We start from the raw sequence: 23988 nt of genomic DNA, 5'->3' as shown, positions 1-23988 counted from the left end.
CATCCGCCCTGAACCCACCGGCCGGACGACGATCATCGCATGCGAGCGGGTGGCGGAGAGCGCGTCAGGCGCGGACAGACTCGGGCACTGGACAGCTCAGGCGCGGTCGTGGAGGGTCAGCTGGTAGCCGTCGGGGTCGGCGAAGGTGAAGGTGCGACCGAACGGGCCGTCGATCGGAGCCGAGACGATCGTGTGGCCGTCGGCGACGAGGGCGTCGTGGATGTCCTGGACGTCCGTGGCGTGCAGCCAGATCGCCGCACCGATCCCAGGCTGGGGCGCGGACGCGAGATCGACCCCGGGGACGATGTCACGCAGGGCGAAGGCCGTCGGCGTCGTCTCGAAGACGACCGCGTGCGGCGGGCCGGCCTGCGAGCGGACGAGGCCGAGGTACTGCTCGTAGAAGGCTTGCGAGGCGTCGAGGTCGGTGACCTGGAGGGAGATGAAGTCCGGTCCGGTGACGGGCATGATGTGCGTCCATTTCTGTCGTGTCAGTTGTCTGACACATTCAGCATATGTCAGAATACTGACATGAGTCAAGACGGGATCGAACTGGACACCTCGCTGGGGTACCTCCTGAAGGAGGCGTCGAGCGCACTCCGCTCAGCCATGGAGGCGGTGCTGCGGCCACTCGGCATGACGATCACGCACTACTCCTGCCTTGAACTCCTGGCCCAGCGACCAGGGCTCTCGAACTCCGAACTGGCCCGCGGCGCCTTCGTCACCCGACAGTCCATGAACGTGCTCCTGCAGGCCCTCGAGCGCGATGGCTTCGTCAGCCGTCCGGAACAGGCTCCCGTCGGCAAAGCGCTGCCGACCCGGCTCACGCCGCTCGGTCGTGAGCATCTCGCACAGGCGACCGCCGCCGTGCGATCGGTCGAGGTCAGGATGCTGAGCGGCCTGACCGCCGAGCAGCAGCGGGAGGCACTCGTCGTCCTGCGCAGCATGATCAGATCACTTCGCGACGACGAGCGCTGAGGCACCCGTCAGTCGGTGATGGGAAGCGTCTCCACGAACGCCTGGATCCGGTCCGCAACCGTGACCGGGACCTGCCAGGCCGTGAAGTGCGCCCCGCGATCCAGTTCCGTCCAGCTCCGGATGTCGCTGTAGGCCCTCGCCGCGTGGGAGCGCGGGAGTCCGCGTTCGCCCGTCTGCACGGCGACGGCCACGGGCACCTCGATCAGCGGGAGTTCGGGTTGCTTCGGGTGGTCGCGATACGGCCGGAACGATGATCCGATGCTCTGCGTGAACCAGTACAGCGAGACCGTGGTCAGCAGCTCGTCGTCGGTCCACCAGTCGCCCGCTCCCGCCCACGCGAGGAGCTTCTCCGTGATCCATGCGGCGAGGCCCACCGGCGAGTCGTTCAGGGCCGTCGCGAGGACCTCGGGCCTGGTTGCCTGCACCCGGGCATAGGCGAGACCGCGAGCCCACTCCTGGTCGTGTCGATCGAGCCAGTCCCGCTCCTCGGCGGTGAGGTCGCGCGCTCGGGACGCAGACGGGAAGGCGGCGTGCGTCGCCAACTGGCCGATGACCGATTCGGGATACAGTGCCGCGAGCCAGTCGCTCGTCGTCGACCCGACGTCCTCGCCGTAGGTGAGGTAGCTCGCGTGCCCCAGCACCTCCGTCATGAGTGCGTGCATGAGTTCGGCGACCACCGGGCCGGTGAACGGCCGGTCCTCGAGGGGCGCTGAGAACCCGTACCCGGGCAGGGAGGGGACGACGACCTCGAAGCCGAGCGTCCGGTCGTCGCCGAGGTCGACCGTGCGTCCTGCGAGTTCCTTCGCCAGCGGCAGCATCTCGATGAAGGAGTAGGGCCAACCGTGGAACGCGATCACCGGGACCGTCACCGTGACGCCGTCCGGCGCCGGTAGCCGCGCGGCATGGAGCCAGTGCCCGTCGACCTCCGCCTCGAACTGCGGCACCTCCTGCAGCTCGCGTTCGACGCGCCGCCAGTCGAAGCCGTCCCGCCAGTGGTCGACGAGCGCCCGCAACCGGTCGAGCGAGAGGGCGCTCTCCTCGCCGGCGTCACCGATCGCGGCGGGGAGGCGAACCGTGTCGAGTCGCCGCCGCAGGTCCTCGAGGTCGGCATCGGGCACCTGGATCCGGAATGAACGCATGCGCTCGACGCTAGAGCAGACGTCCGACAGGGGAGGCGAACCGGATCCGCTAGCGCATCACAATGTGCGCATCCAGGCCCGGAGGTCGGCGAGGGCCGTGAGGGCGACGGTGGCGTGATCGGCGTCGGGGTAGACGTGTGAGCTGACCGTCGCGCCGGCCTGCTCCTGCGCGGCGACGTAAGCGGCGGTCACGGTAGGCCGGATGAGCGTGTCCTTCGAGCCCTGTGCGACGAACAGCGGCACGGTGATCCGCTCGGTCGGCGTGTTCTCCTGCAGGAGGTCGCTCCACACGGGAGCCGTCGCCGGGTCCGCCGTCAGGAACGAGCCGATCATCGGGTCGGCGATGTCGTGCAACTGCTTGTTCTCGCCGAGGAGACACAGCTTCGCCATCGCGGGCACGGCCGCCACTCCGGCCGGGGAGAGGATCGTGCTCAGCGGGTCCGTCGGCAGCCGGTCGGCGTAGGCCTCCTCGTAGGCGTTGAAGGCGTAGGCCCCGATCGTGACGCCGGAGACGTCGCGGATGTCGTCCTGCAGGAGCGCTGCGAGATCGCTCGCTGGAGCCGCGACCGCGACGCCCCGAACGTCGAGCTCGGGCGCGTAGGTGGCGGCACGCTGTGCCGCGAACAAGGCCGCGTGTCCGCCCTGCGAGTGTCCCCACAGCACGACGCGGTCGCTCGCGCCGATGCCCTCGACGTGCTGTGCGGCGCGGGCGATGTCGAGGACGTTCGCCGCCTCGGTCGCGCCGATGAGGAACGACGCCGGGCCGGGGACCCCCATCCCCGCGTAGTCGGTGGCGACGACGACGTTGCCGTCCGCGAGGAGGTCGGTGAGTCCCTCGATGAGCGCGAACGGTGCGATACCACTCGATGGAGCACAGTGCGGTGCAGTCCCGGTCGTCGGGTGCGCCCAGGACACGACCGTTCGAGTCCCGACCGCCGCCGGTTCACTCGGTGCGACGATCAGGCCGGAGACGAGGATGTCGGCGCCGTCGACATCGGTCGAGTGGTAGACGACCCGCAGCGCCGTGGCACCGTCCGGCGCGCCGACGGCGGGCTCGCTCCGCACGATCGTCCCTGGAAGCGCTGCGGTCGACGACGGTGTGGGCGCGGCGGAACCGTAGAAGCCCTCCACCGAAGACTCGACCGCCGCCCCCTCCCCCACACGCACGCCGAAGTCGAGTAGACGCGCGACGGCGGGTGCCGCCACGATGAACGCGGCCAACGCCGCGACGCCGATGATCCGGCCGACGACCCGACGACGGCGCGTGGCCGCGTGCTCACTCGGTGCACCGTCTTCCGCGGTACCAGGCTCGGAGTCGCGTTGCGCCGCCATGACTCACACGGTAGACCGTGGATCGGGCGGGCGCGACGCCGAGATTCCACTGATGACACCGCCCGTCGCGACCGGTAGCATCGCCGGTACCGGGCTCCCTCGCCCGGTTGTGGCCCAGACCCCGCCGCCGCTTGAGCCGGCACCCGAATGTCTGGATCGCAGCGGCGGGGCTGGGTTCCGGTACCCAGGTTCGGATAGCCATCTTGCGAACGGACCGGGCATTCCGCCGAAAGGACCGGATCCAGCGTGTACCATGACCTGTACCGGGCTCCCTCGCCCGGTTGTGGCCCAGACCCCGCCGCCGCTTGAGCCGGCATTCGGGTGTCTGGAACGTTGCGGCGGGTCTGGTTCTGAGTATCAGCGACCGACTGCAGGACACCTGCCCGGTGTCTGATTCAGGCGCGGTAGTGCGCCGCCAGGCGCTCGAGGCCCTCGTCGATCGAGACCGCCGGCGTCCAGTGCAGGGCCGCGCGGGTCTGACGCTGGTCGAACCAGTGGGCGGTCGACAGCTGTTCCGCGAGGAAGCGCGTCATCGGCGGCTCATCGGCGCCGGGGCGGATGCTCCACAGACGCTCGACGAGCCCACCGGCAGCTCGGGCGACACCGGCGGGGACGCTGAAGGCGGGCGGCTTCACGCCGGCTGCACGGCAGATGCCCGCAAGCAGCTCGCCGACCGGACGCGGCTCCCCGTTCGTCACCACGAACGCACGACCATGTGCCGTCTCCGCATGCTCGAGTGCCGCGGCGATGGCCGACGCGGCGTTCGCGACGTACGTGCTGTCGATGAGGGCGGTGCCGTCGTCGAGCAACGGCAGGCGGCCGCGGCGTGCGCGGTCCACGATGCGCTCGACGAGCTGCGGGTCGCCCGGACCCCACACGAGGTGCGGCCGCACGACGACGACTGCGAAGCCGCGACGGTCCCGCGCGAGGGCGTGCAGTTCGCCCTGCGCCTTCGTCCGCGCGTACTCCCCGCGTGCTGCGTCCGGGTCGGCCGGTTCCGCACCGACACCCACGAGCGCCGAGCCACCGTGCGCGACGGACGGCGAGGAGATGTGGACGAACCGTGAGACACCCGCGGTCTCGGCCGCGTCGAGGACGACCTCGGCCCCGGTGACGTTGACCCGCTCGAACTCCGCCGGATCACCCGCCAACGAGACCTTCGCGGCCAAATGCACGACCGCGTCGACACCGTCCATCGCCGACTCGACGACGGCTGCGTCGGTGATGGATCCCCGCACCTCCTCGACGTCGGCGAGCGCGGATGGCCCACGCTGCAACACCCGGACGCGATGTCCACCGCGGAGCAGCTCGAGGGCGACCTCGCGGCCGAGCATGCCGCTCGCGCCGGTGACGAGGACCGTCACGGGGTGCTCAGCCGTTCACCGGCCAGGATGCCTTCCGCCCAGACCGACAGGCGGGTGCGGTCGATCTTGGAGTTGTGGCGGATGTCCGTCGGCAGCTCGGGTACGACGAACACCGCGACGAGCGGCTGCGTCGAAGCATCCCGCACCTGTGCTGCGAGCTGGGCCTCGGCGAGCTGGACCCGCTTCGTGCCCGTGGTCGTCTCGACGATCGCGACGCACTGGCGGAGACCCTCGGGACCGACGCCCACGACGGCGGCGCGGCGAACGAGCGGCACCGTCTCGATCGCCTGCTCCGGTCCTACCGGAGCGATCGGTCCGCCCTGGGTCGCGATCACGTGCGGCAGACGGCCCTCGATCCAGAGGCGGCCATCGGTGTCGAGATGCCCGACATCGCCGGTGCGGTGCCAGCGTCCATCATCGGCGACGTCGCGGACGGCGGCCCGGTCGGTCAGCCAGAGGCGGTCGTACTGCGACTTGAGGTGCTCGGCCGAGATGATGACCTCGCCGAGGCGGTCCGCGTCCTGCGTCGGCGCACCCGTGGCGCGTCCGGCCTCGTCGAGTGGGCTGATGCGCACGTCGACGCCGCCGATGGGCGTCCCGACGCACACCCCCGTGTGCTCGGTGTCCTCGTCGGGCAGCGTGTCGAGGGTGATGTCCGAGACGAGCAGGCACTCGGTCATGCCGTACACCGCGTGCGCGGAGGCGTTGGGCAGGACACCCACGAGTGCAGAGAGGAGCTGTCGACTGACGGGCGCGCCCGTCGAGAGCACGGTCCTGACGCCCTGGAGCGCCTGACGGTCCGTACTGTCGAGCGCGTCGGCCGTCGCGACCACGTTCAGGATGGCCGCCGGCGAGAGGAACACGATGTCGGCATCCGTCTCCTCCACGGCCGCAGCGACCGCTCGAGCGGTGAGCGTCCGGGGCGCCGAGATGTCCATCTCCGGCGTCGAGGAACGGGCTCCGAGCGCCGGGCCGAGGAGCGCGAACGGCGCGAACCCGGTGACGAGCCCCGAATCGGCGGTGATCGCGAAGTGTTCCGAGAGGACGTCACGCAAGGACGACAGCTGCGCGTGGGTGTACTTCACGCCCTTCGCCGGGCCGGTCGATCCCGAGGTGTAGAGGATCGCCGCGAGGTCGGTCGGGCCGGGTTCGCTGGGCAGCTCGGGCGTCGTACGGGCGTCGAGCAGGTCCTTGAGGCTGTGCGAGACGCCGAGGGCCGTCGCAGTCGCGCCGGGGAGGCGGGCCGCGGAGATCTTCACACCCGGCCAGCCGAGTGCACGCGCGGCGGCGAGGCCCTTGGTCTCGCCGATGACGTAGGCGGGCCACGCGCCTCGGACCGCGCGGTGGAGGCCCTTGACGCCGAGACCGGCATCGGCGACGACCACGACCGCGCCGATGCGCAGGCAGGCGTAGATGACGGCGGTGAGCGTGGCGCCAGGCGTGACGAGCAGCGAGACGCGGTCGCCGCGCCGGACACCGATGCGGTGCAGACCGGCGGCCAGGCGTGTCACGCGGTCGTCGAGTTGCCGCCAGCTGACGCGACGGGCCGCACCCGAACCGCGCTGTTCGACGATCGCATCGCTGTCGTCGGTACGTCGCTCGTCCAGTCGCCGCCAGAGCGGTTCGAAGTCCGGCTGCTCGGTCGCAGCGGCGGCGGACTCCATCGGAGCCGCTTCGACGGGCGTGCCCTGCGGCAGCCGGTCGTCGAGCCAGGTGAGCAGCGACTCCGCGACCGGGGCGTCCTCGATGACGAGGTGGCCAGCGCCGGCGAAGCGGTGGACCTCGGCGTGCGGGAGGCGGTCGGCGAGGTCGTCGAGGTAGCGGTCGCTGAAGATCGGGTCGCGCGGACCCCACAGCATGACCGCCGGGACGCGGAGCTGGGCGACGTCGTCGGCGAGGCGCTCGAGGCGCGGGAAGCTGACATGCTCCGGGGTCGCCGGGATGTCGGCGACGAACGCGCCGATGCCGCGACGGCGCGCGGGCGCGGAGTACGGGCTGCGGTACGCGTCGCGGACGTCGCGGTCGAGCGGCGGGGACGCGAGCGACAGCGTCGTGTCGAGGAAGGCCGTCGTCTGGACCGAACCGGCGCCGAGCATGCCGCGAGCGCCGGCGAGCCGCAGGGGCGCGGGGATCGGGGTGCCCTCCGGGTGGTGCACGGCCGTGTTGAGCAGCATCGACCCGACGAGGACCTCAGGGTGCTCGGTGGCCCAGCCGAGGGAGATGACGCCGCCCCAGTCGTGGCCGAGGGTGACGACGGGTCCGGTCAGGCCGAGCGCGTCGGAGAAGGCTGCGAGGTCGGCGATCCGCTGTTCGAGCGTGCGGGTGACCTCGGTCCGCTCGGACCAGCCCATCTCGAGCTGGTCGACGGCGACGACGCGCCAGGTGGTCCCTCCGGCCTGGGCCTGCTCGACGGACCGGGTGACGAGCGAGCGCCAGAGGTACGACCAGGTCGGGTTGCCGTGGACGGCGAGGACGGTGCCGACCGGTTCGACACCGGCTTCGCTGAGCGCGTCGGCGGTGTCGAGGTAGTGCCAGTTCCTCGTCACGCCGTCGTCGGCCAGGCGACCGGGGACGTCGATGCGGTGCGAGTACCGCGCGGGCAGGCCGGGCAGACCGGCGGCGCGCACGCCCATCGTCCGCAGGCCGACGTTCGCGGCGACCGTGCCCGCTACCACGCGAGCTCCATGAGGCCGGTGTTCAACCCCGAGCCGACGCCCATGAGGAGGACGCGGTCGCCCTTGTTCAGGGTCGACTGCTGGTCGGCGAGGGTGATCGGGATGGAGGCAGGTCCGACGTTGCCGAGGTAGGGATAGGTGACCGGCACGCGACTGCGGTCGAGCGAGGCGGCCTTCACCATGGAGTCCGTGTGGATGGACGACACCTGGTGGGTGATGTAGCGGTCCATCTTCGACCACCGCCACGAGTCGCCGGCGGCTTCCTTCCACGCGGAGACGACGAGGTCGAGCCCACCCTTGAGGAGTGCTCGGGCATCGGTGAACATGCCGTCGACGCTGCCGACGCAGAGGTGGTTGAACTCGGTCGCCGCGCGGGTGACGCCGCCGAGGATGCGGTGCCCCTCGGGGTGGCGGTCGGCCGGCCCGATGACGGCGGCGGCGGCCCCGGAGCCGAGGGTGAGGGAGGCGAACTCGCTCATGAAGTCGTCGCGGTCGATGGTGCTGCCGCTGAGGCGCTCGATGGTGTTGGCGTGCACCTCGCTCGCGTCCTCGCCGTTGACGATGAGCGCGTACTCGATCTGGCCGGACTCGATCATCGCGGCCGCCATCGTCATGCCGGTCACGAAGCCGAGGCATGCGTTGGCGATGTCGAAGTTGATGGCCGAGCTCGGGAGGCCGAGACCGTCGTGGATGCGGACGGCGACGGAGGGCTCGAGGTGTTGCCGCGTGACCGAGGTGTTGATCATGAGCCCGATCTGCGAGGGCGAGATGCCGGCCTCGGCGAGCGCACGGCGACCGGCCGACACCGTGGCGTCGTCCGAGTTCTCGTCGGGCCCCCAGTGTCGTCGCTCGACCACACCGGCGACACGTCGCAGGATGCCCTTCGGGAGGCGGGCGCGTTTCATCGCGGCCGCGAGGCCCTCTTCGATCTCGACCGAGGTCACCACTGCGGACGGCAGCGTGCTCGCCACCGACAACATGGCCACATTGTCGAATCGGGTAGTTGCGTTTCCGGTCACGATTCCTCCGTGCCTCTGACCAGGCAGTCTTGACCGCCAGCGTCTGACGGTACTCCTCTACCCTGAACGTGGACGAATCGTGTCCCCGTTGTTGACAGCAGGTGCCCAGCGGGACAGCGCGACTCGGGCCCGCCGAAGCACCGGTGCAGCCGGGAGCCGCGATCCTGCAATCGGCACTGCCACGCGCGCAGGTCGCCGCAGTAGCCTGTGGGGATGACCACCCGCCGCACCCTCGACCAGTCCTCCAAGCTGAAAAGCGTCCTCTATGAGATCCGGGGGAAGGCCCTCGTCGAGGCCGTGCGTCTCGAGGCCGACGGACACCGCATCCTGAAGCTCAACACCGGCAACCCGGCGATCTTCGACTTCGAGGCACCGCACCAGATCGTGCGCGACATGATCGCCGCGCTCCCCCACTCCCACGGGTACAGCGACAGCCGCGGCATCCTCTCCGCGCGCCAGGCCGTCTCCTACCGCTACGAGGAGATGGAGGGGTTCCCGCGGGTCGACCCCGAGTGGGTGTTCCTCGGCAACGGCGTCTCCGAGCTCATCACGATGACGATGCAGGCCCTGCTCGACGACGGCGACGAGGTCCTCATCCCCGCACCCGACTACCCGCTGTGGACGGCGATGACGAGCCTCGCGGGTGGCACCCCGGTGCACTACCGCTGCGACGAGGAGGCGGACTGGGCGCCGGACATCGAGGACATCCGCTCCAAGATCACCCCGAACACCAAGGCGATCGTCGTCATCAACCCGAACAACCCCACGGGTGCGGTGTACTCCCGCGAGGTACTGGAGCAGATCGCCGGGGTCGCGCGCGAACACGGACTCCTCCTGCTCGCCGACGAGATCTACGACCGCATCCTCTACGACGACGCCGTCCACATCCCGATGGCGACCGTCGCCCCCGACCTCCTCTGCCTCACCTTCAACGGCCTGTCGAAGACGTACCGCGTCGCCGGCTACCGCTCCGGATGGCTCGTCATCACGGGGCCGCGCGACCACGCGCGCGGCTTCCTCGAGGGCATCACCCTCCTCGCGTCCACGCGTCTGTGCCCGAACGTGCCGGCGCAGCACGCGGTGCAGGCGGCGCTCTCCGGCGTGCAGTCGATCGACGCCCTGATCGCACCGAGCGGCCGTCTGCTCGAGCAGCGCGACGCCACCTGGGCCGGCCTCAACTCGATCCCGGGCGTCTCCTGCACCAAGCCGATGGGTGCGCTCTACGCCTTCCCGCGCCTCGACCCGGAGGTCCACGAGATCCACGACGACGAGCAGCTCGTCCACGATCTGCTCGTGGCGGAGCACATCCTGCTGGTTCAGGGCACGGGCTTCAACTGGCCGGACCCCGACCACCTGCGGGTCGTCACCCTGCCGGAGGAGCGTGTCCTCACCGACGCGATCGAGCGGCTCGGCAACTTCCTGTCGTCCTACAAGCAGTAGCGCGACAGCGGGACATCAGCGCGGCAGCAGGACATCAGCGACCAGCGCGTCCTGCTGCCAGGCGGATCTCCTGCGCTACACCCCGAGGTAGCGGCCCGGCCGGTGGTTGAGCGCGAGGATGAGGTTCAGGAGCACCGCGCCGAGCGCCGAGACGAGCACGTTGAGCGGCGGCACGGCGACGAGCGACACGAGCACGACCACGGTGTCGACGGCCATGAGGACGTAGCCCGCGCGGATGCCGAACCGGTCCTGGAGGATCAGGGCGACGATGTTGAACCCGCCGAGACTGGCGCGGTGTCGGAACAGGATGAGGATGCCGACGCCGCAGAGCACGTTGCCGACGACGGCCGCGTAGAACGGGTCGATGTGCCCGACCGGCAGGAACAGCGGGTGCACCCCGGACAGGACGGACACGAGCACGATCGCGCCGCCGCTCCGCAGCGTGAACACCCAGCCCTTGCCGCGGATCGCGAGCAGGAAGAACGGCAGGTTGATCGCGATGAACAGCACCGGGAACGGCACGGGCGCGAGGTAGCTGACGAGGAGCGACAGGCCGGCCGTTCCGCCGGTGACCGCCGATCCCGCCTTCAGGATGAACAGCCCGAACGACACGACCGTCACGCCGACGAGCAGCCCGAGGATGTCCTCGACCACCCCGTGTCGAACCGGAGACGGTGCCGGGGCAGGCGTGGAGGGAGCCTGCTGCGCGCTCGACGTGGCGGCGCTCGGCTGCTGGGTGCTCATTCCGCCAACGATGCGTCAGCTCGTCGTCTTGCGCAACACGAGTAGAGTGCAGTGGTCACCGTGCTCGATTCCCAGCCCGAGAGTGAGCAACATGCCTCATCCCGCGACCATCGACCACCTCGACGCGCGCATCCTGACCGCGCTCGACGACGACCCGTCCATGACGGCGCTCGCCCTTGCACGCACCCTCGGCGTCGCGAGGAACACCGTCCACGCCCGTCTGCGTCGACTCGAGACGAGCGGCGCACTGGCCGCCCCGAGTCGCCGGGTGCGACTGTCGGCGCTGGGCTACCCTCTCACCGCGTTCATCGAGATCTCCATCCGCCAGGACCTCGCCACGGAGGCCTACGCGGCCCTCGAGTCGATCCCGGAGATCGTCGAGGTGCACGCGACCACCGGAGACGCCGACCTCTTCGCGAAGGTCGTGGCCCACGACACCGAGGACCTGCACCGCATCGCCGGCGTGCTGCTCGCGGCTCCGGGCGTGGTCCGGACGAACACGAAGGTCTCCCTCATCGAGGTCATCCCCTACCGCGCGTCGACCCTCCTCGATCGCCTCGCCGAGGGGCCGTCAGCGCGCTGAAGCCGTCAGCGCGCTGATCGGGCACGCACCACGGCGGCCGTGCCCGCGGCGATCGCGACGACCGTGCCGTAGCCGAGGACCGTGGCGTGGAGCCCGATCGCCGAGGCGAGGAGACCGGCGATGACAGCCGGGACCCCGAAGGACAGGTAGGCGACGATGTACAGCGCGGCGAACAGCTCCGCGCGTTCGTCGGCCGGCGCGAGCGGGACGAGCGACGCGATCGTGCCCATGAACGCCGTGCCGAACCCGGTGCCGGCGATCACCACGGCCACCACCGCGATCGGGAGCGAGCCGAGGATCAGCGCGACGAGCAGGAGGACGGTCCCGGCAGACAGTGCGGACGCCCCGTAGACGGCCGCGACGACGGGTCGGCGACGGTGGAGCACCGCGGCGGCGACGGCCCCAGCGGCCGGCAGCAGCCCGATGAGCAGCGCGCCCCCGAGCTGGCCGTCCACGCCGAGCTCCGTGTGCATGATGCTCGGTCCGAGGGAGAGGAACAGTCCGCCGGTCGCCCACCCGCCGAGGACGATCGGAATGCTCACGACGAACAGCCGTCGGGCGTCGACGGGGACGGCTGCGCGAGGTCGGATGGCACGGGCCCATCCGGGAGCGCGGGCGGAGGTCTCCGGCACGATCCAGATGGACACCGCGATGAGCAGATAGGCGATCGCCAGCGGCAGGAACGTCCAGCTCGACGGGTCGGCGACCGTCTGCAGCAGGACGCCCGCAAGGATCGTGCCGGAGGCGAGACCGATCATCGGTGCGATGGCGTTCAGCAGGGTCGCCGCTCGTGGCCGCTCGGGCGGGGCCAGATCGATGATGGTCGCCGACAGGGTCGAGAGCAGTGCCCCACTGGCGAGACCTTGGAGCACGCGGGCGAGGTACAGCAGCGCTCCGGAGTCGACGTGCCAGAGGAGCAGCATGCTCCCGGCGAGCACGACGAACCCGGCGGTGATGACCGGGCGGCGTCCGAGGTGATCCGAGACCGAGCCGATCGTGAGGAGCGCGACCAACAGGGCGAGCGCGTAGGCCGAGAAGGCGATGGTGACGCCGATCGGGCCGATGCCGAGCCGCTCCTGGAGTTCCGGGTAGAACGGTGACGGAGCGCTGGCGCCGGCGAGCATGAGCGTGCTGCCGAGCCCCGCGAGGACGAAGCCGAAGCGACGGCGCGGCAGCACGGGCGCGCCAGCAGCCGCGGTGGGCACGGGTCGGGTCGGGGGTGACGGGGTCGTCGTCTGCACGGGGCGGGCATCCTTCGGTTCCAAAAATGTCGAACGATTGGACGATACGCGCTTTCCGCCGATTGTTCAATTATTATCGAACCATGCCTGCACCAGCCGATCTCACGCACCCCGACCGCGAGGCGATCGAGCTGCCGGCCGTGCTCTTCGCGCTCAGCGATCCCGACCGACTCGAGATGGTGCGGCAGCTCCGGGACGGACCGATGGACGCCGCGAACTGCACCGCCCTCGACCCCACGATCCCGAAGTCGACGAAGTCCCACCTCATGAAGGTGCTCCGCGAGGCCGGCGTCATCCGGAACGAGCCGAACGGTCGCCACCGCACGCTCACCCTGCGGCGCGACGACCTCGACACCCGGTTCCCGGGCCTCCTCGACGCCGTCCTCGACGCCGACTGACCAGCGCTCCCACCCCTGCGGTTCGCCGCTCGTGGACGGGAGCTGCCAGAATTGTCGGCGCGGTGATCCACCGCACACACGACCACAGGGGGCTGGGGAACATGGGAACGCTGCGGTACGGGAACGAAGCACTCGAACTCGAAGACCGGACCCTCGCCCATGTGCAGATGGTCGTCGTCTCGAAACTCCGCAAGGGTGAGGCGTTCCTCCTCTCGTGGACGATCGACCCCGCACACGGCTCGGGCCGCTACGCGATCTGGATCGAGACCGGTGTCCCCATCGTCTTCCGGTTCACCGGCTCCCGCCCGGTCGCGCTCAACCGCACCTGGTTGCAGGCCATGCTCGACCGCACCTACACGCCGGCGGGACTCGAGCTGATGCCGGAGACCGACTACCCGGAGCTGTCCGCCGACAACTGAGGCACAGCTACCGGCACGATCCCGGGTAGCACAAGCGGTCCGACCGTTCAAGCATCGGTCGTCCGACACGTGCTCGATTACCATCGGATCATCGAAGGTCGGGGACTTCTGAGAGTCGGCTCGAGCGGTGCCTGGAGGGCCCGCAGCGCGCGGTCGAAATCGTCGAAGACATTCGGAGGCGGGTCACACGGATCAGACCGTGCGGCCCGCCTCGCTGTTTCCCCTCAGACCAGGGGGCCGACGGAGTGACCTCCCAGCCCATCGACGGCTCAGTCCGACCGCTCAGTGCTGCGGCTGTCCCTCGGGCTCGGTGCGGTCGATCGAGTCGACGGCCTCGCGCATGCGGTCGAGGAAGTCGACGATGCCGGCCGCGATCTCCGGCTCGATCCCGGTGGTCGCCTCCATCATGCGGTGGTGCATGTGGCTCAAGGTCTTGCGGACCTCGGAGTCGGCGAAGTCGGTGGTCGAGACAGTGACGCGGCGACGGTCGGTCTCGCTCGGCCGACGGACCACGTGGCCCGCTGCCTCAAGGCGGTCGAGCATGACCGTGACCGATGAGGTCTTGATGCCGAGGTAGGCGCCCAGATCCGTCGGGCTGACCAGCCGGTGCTCCTGCTTGGCGCGCAGCATGAACCGCAGCGCGAGGAGGTCGTTCTCCCCCATGTGCATCTCGTCGCGGGTCCGACGACGCATGGCTGCCTCGGCCGCACGGTACAGACGCATGGCCTCGAGCATGCGGCGGCCACGCTCGTGCTCGTCCTGTTCGTACCAGTAGTGCTGGGCGTCAACGGCTTGGGCGGTCATGAAGTCCAACAGTAGTGGTTCTCGTAACGAGATTGTCTAGCGGAGTACGGATCGCCATGTCAAGTGGGGTACATGCAGACGCATGAATAACTAGATTCTCTAACAACACGAACGTTGAGCAAGGAGCAGTCATGAGCACGGTGTTGGAGCGAGGCACGACGACCACGGTCGCCTGGGCTGAGCCGGACGCGACCCTCTGGGTCGCCTCGGTCGACGGCGAGTACGCCGGCATGGTCGAGTTCCGGGACGGCCGCTTCGTCGCCGCCTCGAGCACCGGCAAGGACCTCGGGGTCTTCGTCTCCCTGCTCCGCGCCAAGGAGGCGGTGGAGAACGGCCCGGCGAAGACGCTCCAGTTTCCGTACGTCGCCGCTGTCGCCGCGTCCGCGATCGTGTCCGCGACCGCCGTCGCCTTCACCGCGTTCGCCGTCCTCTAGCCACACCGTGAAGCGCTCGCTCGAGGTCCTCCCGGACGGCATCCTCGCCGAGCGCGCAGCCGACGGAGACGCCACCGCCTTCGAGGTCCTCGTCTTCCGGCACGGTTCCCTCATGCGCGCTTACGCCGTCCGCGTGCTGGGCAACCAGTCGGAGGCGGAGGACGTTGTGCAGGACGTCCTCATCCAGGCGTGGGGCCAGCTGGACCGCCTGAACGACCCGAACGCGGTGAAGTCCTGGCTGATGCGCATGGTCTCGAACCGGGCGATCGACCGCATCAGACGCCGCCGCGAACACAGCGAGATCGAGGATTGGAATGCCCCCGCCCCGTCCCATCAGTCCCCGGAACGGGTCGTCGAGGTGCGCATGCAGATGAGCGCACTCGCTTCGGTCCTCGACCGACTGCCCGCCATGCAGCGCGAGTGCTGGATGCTCAAGGAGACGGGCGGGCTGTCGTACGTCGAGATCGCCGAGTCGCTCGGGGTCCCGACGTCGACGGTGCGCGGTCAGCTCGCGCGAGCCAGACAGACCGTCCTGCGGGAGATGGAGGTGTGGCGATGAACGACGACGACCACGAGTCCATGCTCGACGGCCTGGCCGGCGCCGACCTCGACGGGCACACCATCGACGAGCTCTCCGACTACCTCGACAGCGGCCGTGAGCCCCTCGACCCCGACATCGAAGCCTCCCCCGGTTGCCAACTCGCCCTCGACGCCCTCCTCCGGCTGCGCACCCAGACCTGGGCACTGCTCAAGTCGGAGGCGGCGACGCACTCCGAGCAGGACCGCTCCTGGATGCACGCGGTCCTCCAGAACATCTCGCTCGAGGCGCACGCCGGTCGGGACATCCCGCTCAGGCACCCGGACCCCGAGGTGCACCTGCGCATCACGGAAGGCTCCGTCCGCACCCTGATCCGCGGGGTGGGCGACGGCGTCGGCGGGGTCATCGTCGGTCGGGTCCGCCTCGACGGCGATGTGACGACCCTGGACGCGCCCATCACGGTGGCGATCACCGCCTCGGCCGCGTTCGGCAACAACCTCGAACGGCTGTCGCAGCTCATCCGGGATCGGGTCGTCGCGGAACTGTCCACGCACACCGAGCTCAACGTGGTCGCCGTCGACGTCACGATCATCGACATCCACACGCAGCGCGTCGCGCGGCCGGAGGACTCCTGATGGACACCGATGCCGCACTCTCGCAGCAGCTCACCGCCGTCGTCGCCGCGACACCGGGGGTCACGACGGTCTACGCGTCCGGGTCTCCGATCCGAGCGGTCCTGCGGACCGTCGCCGATGCGGTCGGCCGTGACGACGACGGGCCGACGAAGGTTGCCGTCGGTCGCGGAGCCGACGGCGCGCTGACGATCGGCGCGACCATCGGCGTGACCGACGGGGCCCCGGTCCCGGCGACCCTGCGCCTCGTCGGCGATGCGATCCGCGGGGTACTCGCGACGTCGATGGAGGGGACGCCGATCCATGAGATCGACGTCCGCGTGTGCCGGATCGAGGACGCAGCACCGCTGGGAACGCCGCTCACGAGCGCGGCGACCACGCTGTAGACCCCGTCAGACGGGCGCCGGCTCCTGCTGCACCGTGGGTGCCGTGCCGCTCGTCCGCGCGCGGTGGCGGCGTTCGATCGCCTGGCCGACATAGCTCGCCACGATGATCAGCGCCGCACCGAGCGCACCCAGCGGGCCGATCACCTCCCCCGCGATGAGCACGCCGACGAGGAGCGCCCAGACGGGTTCCGTCCCCATGAGGATGCTCGCGCGCGAGGCCGAGGTCCGCCGCACCGCCCACAGCTGGACGACGAACGCGAACACGGAACACAGCAGACCGAGGAACAGCACGTCCAGCCAGCCGCGCAGATCGAGCCGCGTGACAGCTGCCGCGAGCCCGTCACCGGCGATGAGGCTGAACGCCCCGGCGCACACGAGCATCTGGACGAAGACGACGCCGAGCGTGCTGTCGGTTCGACCTCGCGTCAGGTGCGCACTCGACGTCACGTGCACCGCACGGACGACGGCCGCAGCGATCACGAGCGCGTCGCCCGCGGTGGGTGCGCGGAGACCGCCGTCCGACACGAGCAGCGCGACACCGACCACGGCCGCGACCGCGGCGACGAAATAGGACCTCGGGAGCCAGGATCGCGACGCGACACCGTCGAGCACCGGCGTCATGACGAGCGCGAGGCTGATGAGCAGCCCGGCGTTCGTCGCCGAGGTCAGGTGCACGCCCCACGTCTCGAGGCCGATGATCGCGGCCTGCGAGCAGCCGAGTGCCGCCGCGATCAGCAGGCCCCGTCCGCGAGGGAGCCGCTCCCGTCGCACAAGACAGATGAGCCCGATGGCGATCACCGCCACCAGGAACCGCAGGGCGACCGCGGCCGGCACACCGGTGACGGCGGCGAGGTCCTTCGCGGCGAGGAAGCTGGCGCCCCACACCGCCGCGACCCCGACGAGCAGCACATCGACGATGAGTTCGGAGGGTGCGCGGCGGGCCATGCCGCTACTCTCCAGGAGACGGACACGACAGAACAACAGGCAGTGTCTGGATCGACGATGAAGGAATGACTTATGGATCCCGCGCGCCTCCGCCTCCTCCGCGAACTCGGCGATCGCGGCAGCGTCGCCGCGGTCGCCGCAGCCATGCACGTCAGCGCCTCGGCCGTGTCGCAGCAGCTCGCCGCGCTGCAGGCCACCATGCCGGTGCCGCTCACCGAGAAGCACGGGCGCCGTCTCGTCCTCACGGAGGCCGGCGAAGCCCTCGCGGTCGCCGCCGCGCGCGTCGAGGAGGCTCTCGCCGAGGCCAGGGACGCCGTGGACTCCTTCCTCCAACACGAGCAGCGCCCTGTGAGCGTCTCCGCGTTCCACAGCGCGGGGCTGGCGTTCTTCGGACCGCTGCTCGCGAGCGGCCCCATTCCCGGAGCCGATGCGACCGGTCCGGTTCCGCGGCTCATCCTCGCCGACGCCGACGTCGCGCAGGACCGGTTCGCCGGGCTCACCGCCGACTACGACCTCGTCATCGCCCACCGCCTCCCGCACGAACCGGCGTGGCCGCTCGACCGCCTCGTCGTGACACCGCTGCTCGTCGAACCCCTCGACATCGCGATGCACGAGGCGCATCCGCTGGCGGCGCGGTCGGAGCTGCGACCGGAGGATCTGCGCGACGAACGCTGGATCTCCACGCACGAGGGCTTCCCGCTCGCCGGCGTCCTCCATCATCTGGGCGCACTGAGCGGCCGGGCGCCGCGCATCGACCACCGCATCAACGAGTTCTCGGTCGCCGCCCAGGTCGTCCGCACGGGGGCGGCGATCGCCGTCATGCCGCGCACCACGGCGGCACCGTTGGCCGTCGACGGCATGGTCCTCCGACCGGTCGCCGGCGCGGTCCTCGTCCGGCACGTCGACGTCCTGGCGAGACCGGAGGCGATGGCGCGGTCCGCGGTCCGGTCGGTGCTCGCCAGCCTCCAGCGCGTGGCCGCAGACGCGACACACTGAGCTCGTATCAGCCCTCCGACGAGACGTCCACCCCCAGCCGCCCGACGCCCGGGAGGCGCAGGGTGGAAGGACAACGACGAAGGAGCATCCATGCGCGCACTCACGTACCAGGGTCGCCGTTCGGTGTCGGTCGAGACCGTCCCGGACCCCGCGATCACCGCCCCCACCGATGCGATCATCCGTGTCACCTCGGCAGCCATCTGCGGCTCCGACCTCCACCTCTACGAACTGTTCGGCCCGTTCCTCGACCGCGGCGACGTCCTCGGCCACGAGACGATGGGCGTCGTGGAGGCGGTGGGCTCCGAGGTCACCCGCGTCGCGGTCGGCGACCGGGTCGTCATCCCCTTCACCATCGCGTGCGGCGAGTGCTTCATGTGTCGCAACGGGCTGCAGTCGCAGTGCGAGACCACCCAGGTGAAGGAGCACGGCAGCGGCGCCTCCCTGTACGGCTACACGAAGCTCTACGGTCAGGTGCCGGGCGGACAGGCCGAGTTCCTGCAGGTGCGGCTCGCCGACGCGAACTGCATCGTCGTCGGTCGCGACCTGCCCGACGAGTCCTACCTCTACCTGAGCGACATCCTCCCGACCGCCTGGCAGGGCGTCGAGTACGCCGGGGTGCCGGACGGCGGCTCGATCACCGTGCTCGGCCTGGGCCCGGTCGGCCAGCTCGCGGCTCGCATCGCCAAGCACCGCGGTCTCGAGGTCTTCGCCGTCGACCCGGTGCCGGAGCGCCGTGCCCTCGCCGAGCGCCACGGCATCCGTGCACTCGACCTCACGGACGACGTGATCGCTGAGCTCCGCGACGCCACCGGCGGACGCGGCCCGGACGGGGTCGTCGACGCCGTCGGCATGGAGGCCCACGGCTCACCGATCGCGGCTGCGGCGCAGACGGCCGTCGGCGTGCTGCCCGACGCGATCGCGCGACCGGCCATGGAGCACGCCGGCATCGACCGGCTCGCCGCCCTGCACACCGCGCTCGAGCTCGTCCGCCGTGGCGGTGTCGTGTCCCTGAGCGGCGTCTACGCCGGTGAGGCGGACATCATGCCGATGAAGTCGATGTTCGACAAGCAGGTGTCGCTCCGGATGGGTCAGTGCAACGTCGCCCGCTGGATCCCGACGCTGCTCCCCCTCGTCGAGGACAGCACCGACCCGCTCAGCGTGCTCGACCTCGCGACCCACCGGGTGCCGCTCGCAGAAGCTCCGGCGATGTACGAGACCTTCCAGAAGAAGGAGGACGGCTGCATCAAGGTCGTCCTGAAGCCGTCGGCGTAGCTGCAGTTCTCGGCGTGACCTGACGGCACCGGGACGGCTGCATCAAGGTCGTCCTGAAGCCGTCGGCATAGCTGCCCGCTGTACGGAACGACCCGCGCCGATCATCCGGCGCGGGTCGTCTTGTGTCAGGCGGTCAGCAGTGTGTCAGGACCCGGTCACCAGTCCGTCGGACCGGCACTCCCCGCCTCGTACTCCTCGAGCGGCGTCTCGCCAGCGGCCCACGCGGTGACGACCGGGGTGACGATGCGCCAGCACTGCTCGGCGATGTCGCCGCGCACCGACAGCAGCGTGTTCTCCTGGAGAAGGCCGGCGAGCACCTGCGCGTAGGCGCTGAGGGTCGCGGCTCCGGGGTCCGCTTCGAGCTCGACCCGGCGCAGGCCGTCGACGTCGTCGGCCCCGGTCACGATGAGGTCGAGGTGCACCGCGCCGCCCTTGAGCGACATGCGGAGGACGGTGTCGGCGTGTCCGTCGGGAGCGTCCAGTCCGGTCGGCGCCGCCGAGCGTCGGAAGTGCATGGCGACCTCGCGGCGCGGGTCGCCGATCCCCTTGCCGGAGCGCAGGACGAACGGCACCCCCTGCCAGCGCGGGGTGTCGACCTGGAGCAGGAGCTGTGCGAGCGTCTCCGTCTCACGGGAGGCGTCGACGTCGGGCTCGTCCACGTAGGAGGGGAAAAGTCGGTCGCCGACCCGGCCCTCGGTGTAGCGGGCGCGACGGGCGGTCGACGGATCGTCCTTCCACAGCCGGACGGCGCCGAGGACCTCGGCGATGCGGTCGTGGACGTCGGTCGGCGTCACCGCGTCCGGCCGCTCCATCGCGGTGAGGGCGAGGACCATCAGCAGGTGGCTCTGCAGCATGTCGCGGAGCGCGCCGGTCTGGTCGTAGAACGCTGCACGCCCCTCGAGCCCCAGCTCCTCGTCGTAGAGGATCTCCACCTTCTCGATCTGCTCCGCGTTCCAGCCGGCCTCGAGGAGTCGGTTGCCGAAGCGGAGACCGAGCATCCCGAGGACGGTCGCGTTGCCGAGGAAGTGGTCGATGCGCCACAGGCGCTCCTCCGGCACGACCTCGGCGAGCGCCGCGTTGAGTGCCTGGGCGTCGGCGAGGTCGTCGCCGAAGGGCTTCTCGATGGCGATGAGGAGGTCGTCGGGCAGGTCGATCTGCGCGAGCGCCTCGGCGACCTTGCGCCCGGCGGACGGCGGGAGCGCGATGTAGAGGATCGGCGAGCCGGTGCAGGCGTCGAGCAGTGCACGCAGTTCGTCGGGGTCGGAGGCGTCGGTGGGGATGAACTCCGTCGTCGACACCAGCGCGTCCACGGTCCGGGCGCCGATGCCGGCGTCCTCGAGGCTGGCGCGGACGGTCGCACGCCACTCCTCGTTCGGCTGCGGCGTGCGAGCGGCACCGATGATCTGCAGTGAGATGTCGCGGGCGGCGTCGACGACCTCACCGAGACCGGGGATCAGGAGCCGCTTGGCCAGGTCGCCGTTGGCACCGAGGATCGCGATGGTGCGCTTCGTCGGTTCCAGCGACTCCGCATCCGGGATGCCGGGTACGGTGTCGGGATCGGGCTGGGTGGTGGTGTCGGACTGGTCGCTCATGGTTCCATCCTGACCGAGCGCCGGATGATCGTCATGGGGTTGCGCACGCCCGCGGCCCGGGCACTGAGCCGCACCCGGTCACTGAGCCGCACCCGGTCACTGAGCCGCACTCGGTCACTGAGCCTGTCGAAGTGCCACCCCGCTCCACATGCCGCTCGGTCACCGAGCTTCTCACGACGTCGCTACTGATCATCTCGAATTTCAGTGGTCGGTGGTGGACTGAAGTCATGACCGAGACCTCCACCACGCTCCCGCTGCGCGCGGTGGACGTCTTCGAAGAGCGCCTCGCGGAATTGTCCGACGAGTTCACCGCCATCGCGCGCGAGCGTGCCGCGCTCGACGCCCGGGGGGCTCGTCTCCTCGCCAGGTCGGCAGCCCTGGCCGACGCCATGGCGGACAGTCTCGTGTCGCACGATGAGACGCCCGCACAGCGGAAGGCGCTCATCCGTCGCTCCACCTGTGCAACGCTCGCCATGGCGACACGTGCCTCCGAGCCGACCGTGCAACGAGCCACCGGAGATGCCGAACGGCTCGTCGCCGATGCCCCGGATGTCCTCCGTGCATTGGAGGACGGCCGCATCTCGAGCCGGCACGCGCGGACCATCACCGATCAGCTCCAAGACATCCCGACGCACGGCCAAGCCGCGTTCCTCGAGACGGTCCTCCCCATCGCGGAGCAGTCGACCGTCGCACGGCTGCAGCATCAGGCCCGTACCCTCCGCGAGCGACTGCACCCGGAGTCCATCACCGTGCGGGCGGCGCGGTCGGAGGCCGACCGACGGGTGGAGATCGAGCCCTCGGCAGACGGCATGGCATGGGTGCACCTGTTCACCACGGCACCCGTCGCCGTCGCGATCGGAGAACGACTCGACGCACTCGTCGGTGCAGCCCACCTGACGGACGACGACCGCACCTGTCAGCAGCTGCGCGCCGACGCACTCGGCTCGCTCTGCATCAGCGGCGTCACCACTGCCGACCAGACCGACCACCAGGGCCGGCGGTCGCCGATCGCCCGGCCGGTGGAGGTGCTCGACGACATCCAGCCCACGGTGAACCTCACCGTGCCCGTGCTCAGCCTCCTGGGAGTCAACGAGGCCCCGGCGATCCTCGACGGCTACGGCCCGATCGACCCCGAGACCGCGGCGCGGCTCGCGGTCAACGCGCCCTCGATGACGAGGGTGCTCACCCACCCGGAGACGAGCGCTGTCGTCTCGGTCGGGCGGCAGCAGTACCGCGTGCCGGCGGATCTGCAACGGGCGGTCCGCCTACGAGACGTCACGTGTCGCGCACCGGGTTGCGGGAGACGGGCTCGGGCGTGCGATCTCGACCATTCCGTCGCCTGGGCCGACGGCGGCACGACGAGTGTCGGCAACCTGGCGTGCGTCTGCCGACATCACCACCGACTGAAGCACCTGCCCGGGTGGTCACTCGACCATCGACCCGATGGCGTCCTCGACTGGACCACGCCCGACGGCAAGCGACACCGCACGGAACCGGAAGCGGTCCCGCCGTTCTGAGTGCGTGCGCGGTCTCCGAGCCAACCTCGGTCACTGAGCTTGTCGAAGTGCCCCCGAGCACACGTCCACGGCCAGAACACGCCACACCGTGGGCCCTTCGACAGGCTCAGGGAACGGGCCTCCCGCTCACCGAGCCAACCTCGGTCACCGAGCCAACCTCGGTCTCCGAACCGACCTCGGTCACTGAGCTTGTCGAAGTGCCCCGAGCACACGTCCACGGCCACAGAACGACTCCCCGTGGGCCCTTCGACAGGCTCAGGGAACGGGCGCCCCACCCACCGAGCCAATCTCGGTCCCTGAGCCGACCTCGGTCACTGAGCCAACCTCGGTCACTGAGCTTGTCGAAGTGCCCCCGAGCACACGTCCACGGCCACAGAACGACTCCCCGTGGGCCCTTCGACAGGCTCAGGGAACGGGCACCCCGCTCACCGAACCGACCTCGGTCACTGAGCTTGTCGAAGTGCCCCGAGCACACATCCACGGCCACAGAACAACTCCGCGTGGGCCCTTCGACACTTCGACAGGCTCAGTGCGGCGCAGCACAGGGAACGGGCGTCCCACTCACCGAGCCTGTCGAGGTGCGCGCCTACTTGTCGTTCTCGGCGAGCCAGGCGTAGGACTCTGCGACGCCGCCGAAGATCTCCTTGCTGTAGCCGTCGAACTCCACGACACGGGTCGCGTGCGGTGCGGCAGCGAGGATCGCCGGGATGTCGACCTGACCCTGACCCGCGGGCTGCTGGTTCGCGAACGCCTGGGCGAGCGCGTCGGGCACGACGAGCGCGCTCTCGCTGCTCGGCAGTGCGGTGGCGATGTCACCGGAGATGATGCCGTCCTTGATGTGCAGGAACTGCACGCGGACACCGAGCGAACGGAGGAACGCTGGGGTGTCCGCCCCGCCGACCGTCGACCAGAAGGTGTCGATCTCGAGGACGACGTCGGGCGACAGCTGCTCGACGAAGAGCTCGAAGATCGGGCGCCCGTCGACGTGGGTCGAGAACTCCCAGTTGTGGTTGTGGTACCCGAACTTCAGGCCGGACGCCGCCGCCTGGACGGCGAGCTCGTTGACGCGCTCGGCGAGACGTGCCGCGTCGTCGGCGGTCTGCCAGCGGTCGGTGGGGATGAACGGGTCGATGACCGTTCCGATCCCGAGCCGCGACGCCGCGTCGAACGCGACCGCCGGGTCGGCGGCATCGATGACGGGCGCGTGCCCGGACGGAGCCGTGACACCAGCGGCGGCGAAGGCGGTCTCGAACTCGGCCGCGCGCTCGACGAACGCGTAGGGCTCGACCTTCGTGAAGCCGATCTCGGCGATGCGGGCGACGGCGCCCTGCAGGTCCTCGGCGATGGCGTCGCGGACGGTGTACAGCTGCACGGACGGTGCGCTCATGGGTACTCCTTCGTAGCTTCGGGCGGGCACCGACGGGCGCTTCCCCGCGTGTCTCCCACGGCACGGAACCGCTTCTGTCGACTACTCGACAAAAGTACCCGAGGTGAGTCTATCGACAGAGACTGGATGTGCGGGTCGCCGGGGTACTCATAGTCT

At 70.2% G+C, this 23988-nt stretch carries 24 protein-coding genes; 12 read left to right on the top strand and 12 right to left on the bottom strand.

All coding sequences use genetic code 11. From position 1 onward, the window contains the following. Window positions 1-96: 96 nt before the first annotated feature. Window positions 97-465: a VOC family protein gene (locus CCK91_RS02500; RefSeq protein WP_086472709.1), complete on the bottom strand. Its 369-nt coding sequence runs from the start codon at window positions 463-465 to the stop codon at window positions 97-99. A 63-nt stretch (window positions 466-528) separates the two neighbouring features. Here CCK91_RS02500 and CCK91_RS02495 point away from each other — a divergent pair, with 63 nt between their 5' ends. Beyond that, window positions 529-975 carry a MarR family winged helix-turn-helix transcriptional regulator gene (locus tag CCK91_RS02495; RefSeq protein WP_086472708.1) on the top strand — a complete coding sequence of 149 codons (447 nt, stop codon included), beginning with the start codon at window positions 529-531 and terminating at the stop codon, window positions 973-975. An 8-nt stretch (window positions 976-983) separates the two neighbouring features. Here CCK91_RS02495 and CCK91_RS02490 read toward each other — a convergent pair whose 3' ends face one another. From CCK91_RS02490 to CCK91_RS02470, 5 genes are all read right to left on the bottom strand, one after another. Further along, on the bottom strand, window positions 984-2114 hold the full coding sequence (locus CCK91_RS02490) for an epoxide hydrolase (protein WP_086472707.1): 1131 nt from the start codon (window positions 2112-2114) through the stop codon (window positions 984-986). 57 nt (window positions 2115-2171) lie between these two features. After that, window positions 2172-3446 carry an alpha/beta fold hydrolase gene (locus CCK91_RS02485; protein WP_086472706.1) on the bottom strand — a complete coding sequence of 425 codons (1275 nt, stop codon included), beginning with the start codon at window positions 3444-3446 and terminating at the stop codon, window positions 2172-2174. 395 nt (window positions 3447-3841) lie between these two features. Beyond that, window positions 3842-4810: an NAD-dependent epimerase/dehydratase family protein gene (locus CCK91_RS02480; protein ID WP_086472705.1), complete on the bottom strand. Its 969-nt coding sequence runs from the start codon at window positions 4808-4810 to the stop codon at window positions 3842-3844. Beyond that, entirely contained in the window at window positions 4807-7485 is a 2679-nt protein-coding gene (locus tag CCK91_RS02475) for an alpha/beta fold hydrolase (RefSeq protein WP_369821868.1), read from the bottom strand. Before CCK91_RS02475 ends, CCK91_RS02480 begins: the two co-directional genes overlap by 4 nt. Beyond that, the gene (locus CCK91_RS02470) at window positions 7479-8465 is read right to left on the bottom strand and encodes a 3-oxoacyl-ACP synthase III (RefSeq protein WP_242664208.1); all 987 of its coding nucleotides are present in this window, start codon (window positions 8463-8465) and stop codon (window positions 7479-7481) included. Before CCK91_RS02470 ends, CCK91_RS02475 begins: the two co-directional genes overlap by 7 nt. Before the next feature lie 252 nt (window positions 8466-8717). Here CCK91_RS02470 and CCK91_RS02465 point away from each other — a divergent pair, with 252 nt between their 5' ends. Continuing rightward, window positions 8718-9944: a pyridoxal phosphate-dependent aminotransferase gene (locus CCK91_RS02465; RefSeq protein WP_056009747.1), complete on the top strand. Its 1227-nt coding sequence runs from the start codon at window positions 8718-8720 to the stop codon at window positions 9942-9944. A 75-nt stretch (window positions 9945-10019) separates the two neighbouring features. On the opposite strand, the gene CCK91_RS02460 is transcribed toward CCK91_RS02465, so the two are convergent. Continuing rightward, the gene (locus tag CCK91_RS02460; RefSeq protein ID WP_086472703.1) at window positions 10020-10688 is read right to left on the bottom strand and encodes a YitT family protein; all 669 of its coding nucleotides are present in this window, start codon (window positions 10686-10688) and stop codon (window positions 10020-10022) included. Between the two features lie 91 nt (window positions 10689-10779). On the opposite strand from CCK91_RS02460, the gene CCK91_RS02455 reads away from it, so the two are divergent. Next, window positions 10780-11271 (top strand): Lrp/AsnC family transcriptional regulator, encoded by a 492-nt coding sequence (locus CCK91_RS02455; RefSeq protein ID WP_086472702.1) that lies wholly within the window; start codon window positions 10780-10782, stop codon window positions 11269-11271. 5 nt (window positions 11272-11276) lie between these two features. Here the strand turns inward: CCK91_RS02455 and CCK91_RS02450 are convergent, their stop codons facing one another. Continuing rightward, the gene (locus CCK91_RS02450; RefSeq protein ID WP_207568164.1) at window positions 11277-12512 is read right to left on the bottom strand and encodes an MFS transporter; all 1236 of its coding nucleotides are present in this window, start codon (window positions 12510-12512) and stop codon (window positions 11277-11279) included. 83 nt (window positions 12513-12595) lie between these two features. Between CCK91_RS02450 and CCK91_RS02445 the strand changes: the two genes are divergently transcribed. After that, entirely contained in the window at window positions 12596-12910 is a 315-nt protein-coding gene (locus tag CCK91_RS02445; protein ID WP_064295809.1) for an ArsR/SmtB family transcription factor, read from the top strand. A gap of 101 nt (window positions 12911-13011) precedes the next feature. Then, window positions 13012-13329, top strand: a complete 318-nt coding sequence (locus CCK91_RS02440; protein ID WP_086472701.1) for a DUF7882 family protein — start codon at window positions 13012-13014, stop codon at window positions 13327-13329. Between the two features lie 282 nt (window positions 13330-13611). Here CCK91_RS02440 and CCK91_RS02435 read toward each other — a convergent pair whose 3' ends face one another. Beyond that, a complete protein-coding gene (locus CCK91_RS02435; protein ID WP_079704559.1) occupies window positions 13612-14133 on the bottom strand; it encodes a MarR family winged helix-turn-helix transcriptional regulator in 522 nt (173 codons plus the stop codon). Between the two features lie 131 nt (window positions 14134-14264). On the opposite strand from CCK91_RS02435, the gene CCK91_RS02430 reads away from it, so the two are divergent. The 4 genes from CCK91_RS02430 to CCK91_RS02415 are packed head-to-tail and all read left to right on the top strand — an operon-like array spanning window position 14265 to window position 16123. Further along, the gene (locus CCK91_RS02430) at window positions 14265-14567 is read left to right on the top strand and encodes a hypothetical protein (protein WP_085511243.1); all 303 of its coding nucleotides are present in this window, start codon (window positions 14265-14267) and stop codon (window positions 14565-14567) included. Between the two features lie 7 nt (window positions 14568-14574). Beyond that, complete coding sequence (locus tag CCK91_RS02425) at window positions 14575-15126, top strand: RNA polymerase sigma factor (RefSeq protein WP_079704557.1); 552 nt, start codon at window positions 14575-14577, stop codon at window positions 15124-15126. Next, entirely contained in the window at window positions 15123-15740 is a 618-nt protein-coding gene (locus CCK91_RS02420; protein WP_086473128.1) for an Asp23/Gls24 family envelope stress response protein, read from the top strand. Before CCK91_RS02425 ends, CCK91_RS02420 begins: the two co-directional genes overlap by 4 nt. Then, window positions 15740-16123, top strand: coding sequence for a hypothetical protein (locus CCK91_RS02415; protein ID WP_086472700.1), 384 nt, complete (start codon window positions 15740-15742; stop codon window positions 16121-16123). Before CCK91_RS02420 ends, CCK91_RS02415 begins: the two co-directional genes overlap by 1 nt. A 6-nt stretch (window positions 16124-16129) precedes the next feature. On the opposite strand, the gene CCK91_RS02410 is transcribed toward CCK91_RS02415, so the two are convergent. Beyond that, the gene (locus CCK91_RS02410; RefSeq protein WP_086472699.1) at window positions 16130-17068 is read right to left on the bottom strand and encodes a DMT family transporter; all 939 of its coding nucleotides are present in this window, start codon (window positions 17066-17068) and stop codon (window positions 16130-16132) included. 72 nt (window positions 17069-17140) lie between these two features. On the opposite strand from CCK91_RS02410, the gene CCK91_RS02405 reads away from it, so the two are divergent. Together CCK91_RS02405 and CCK91_RS02400 are read left to right on the top strand one after the other, a co-directional pair. After that, window positions 17141-18064: a LysR family transcriptional regulator gene (locus tag CCK91_RS02405; RefSeq protein ID WP_086472698.1), complete on the top strand. Its 924-nt coding sequence runs from the start codon at window positions 17141-17143 to the stop codon at window positions 18062-18064. A gap of 90 nt (window positions 18065-18154) precedes the next feature. Continuing rightward, window positions 18155-19336 carry an alcohol dehydrogenase catalytic domain-containing protein gene (locus CCK91_RS02400; RefSeq protein WP_086472697.1) on the top strand — a complete coding sequence of 394 codons (1182 nt, stop codon included), beginning with the start codon at window positions 18155-18157 and terminating at the stop codon, window positions 19334-19336. Window positions 19337-19491: 155 nt separating this feature from the next. Here CCK91_RS02400 and CCK91_RS02395 read toward each other — a convergent pair whose 3' ends face one another. After that, on the bottom strand, window positions 19492-20928 hold the full coding sequence (locus CCK91_RS02395) for a glucose-6-phosphate dehydrogenase (RefSeq protein ID WP_086472696.1): 1437 nt from the start codon (window positions 20926-20928) through the stop codon (window positions 19492-19494). 227 nt (window positions 20929-21155) lie between these two features. On the opposite strand from CCK91_RS02395, the gene CCK91_RS02390 reads away from it, so the two are divergent. Next, window positions 21156-22445, top strand: coding sequence for an HNH endonuclease signature motif containing protein (locus CCK91_RS02390; RefSeq protein ID WP_086472695.1), 1290 nt, complete (start codon window positions 21156-21158; stop codon window positions 22443-22445). 586 nt (window positions 22446-23031) lie between these two features. Here CCK91_RS02390 and CCK91_RS02385 read toward each other — a convergent pair. Further along, complete coding sequence (locus CCK91_RS02385; protein WP_086472694.1) at window positions 23032-23832, bottom strand: sugar phosphate isomerase/epimerase family protein; 801 nt, start codon at window positions 23830-23832, stop codon at window positions 23032-23034. Between the last annotated feature and the right edge of the window lie 156 nt (window positions 23833-23988).

Source organism: Plantibacter elymi (nom. nud.) (assembly GCF_900177795.1).
Classification (GTDB): Bacteria; Actinomycetota; Actinomycetes; order Actinomycetales; family Microbacteriaceae; genus Plantibacter; species Plantibacter elymi.
This window is presented reverse-complemented; position numbering and strand designations above follow the sequence as displayed.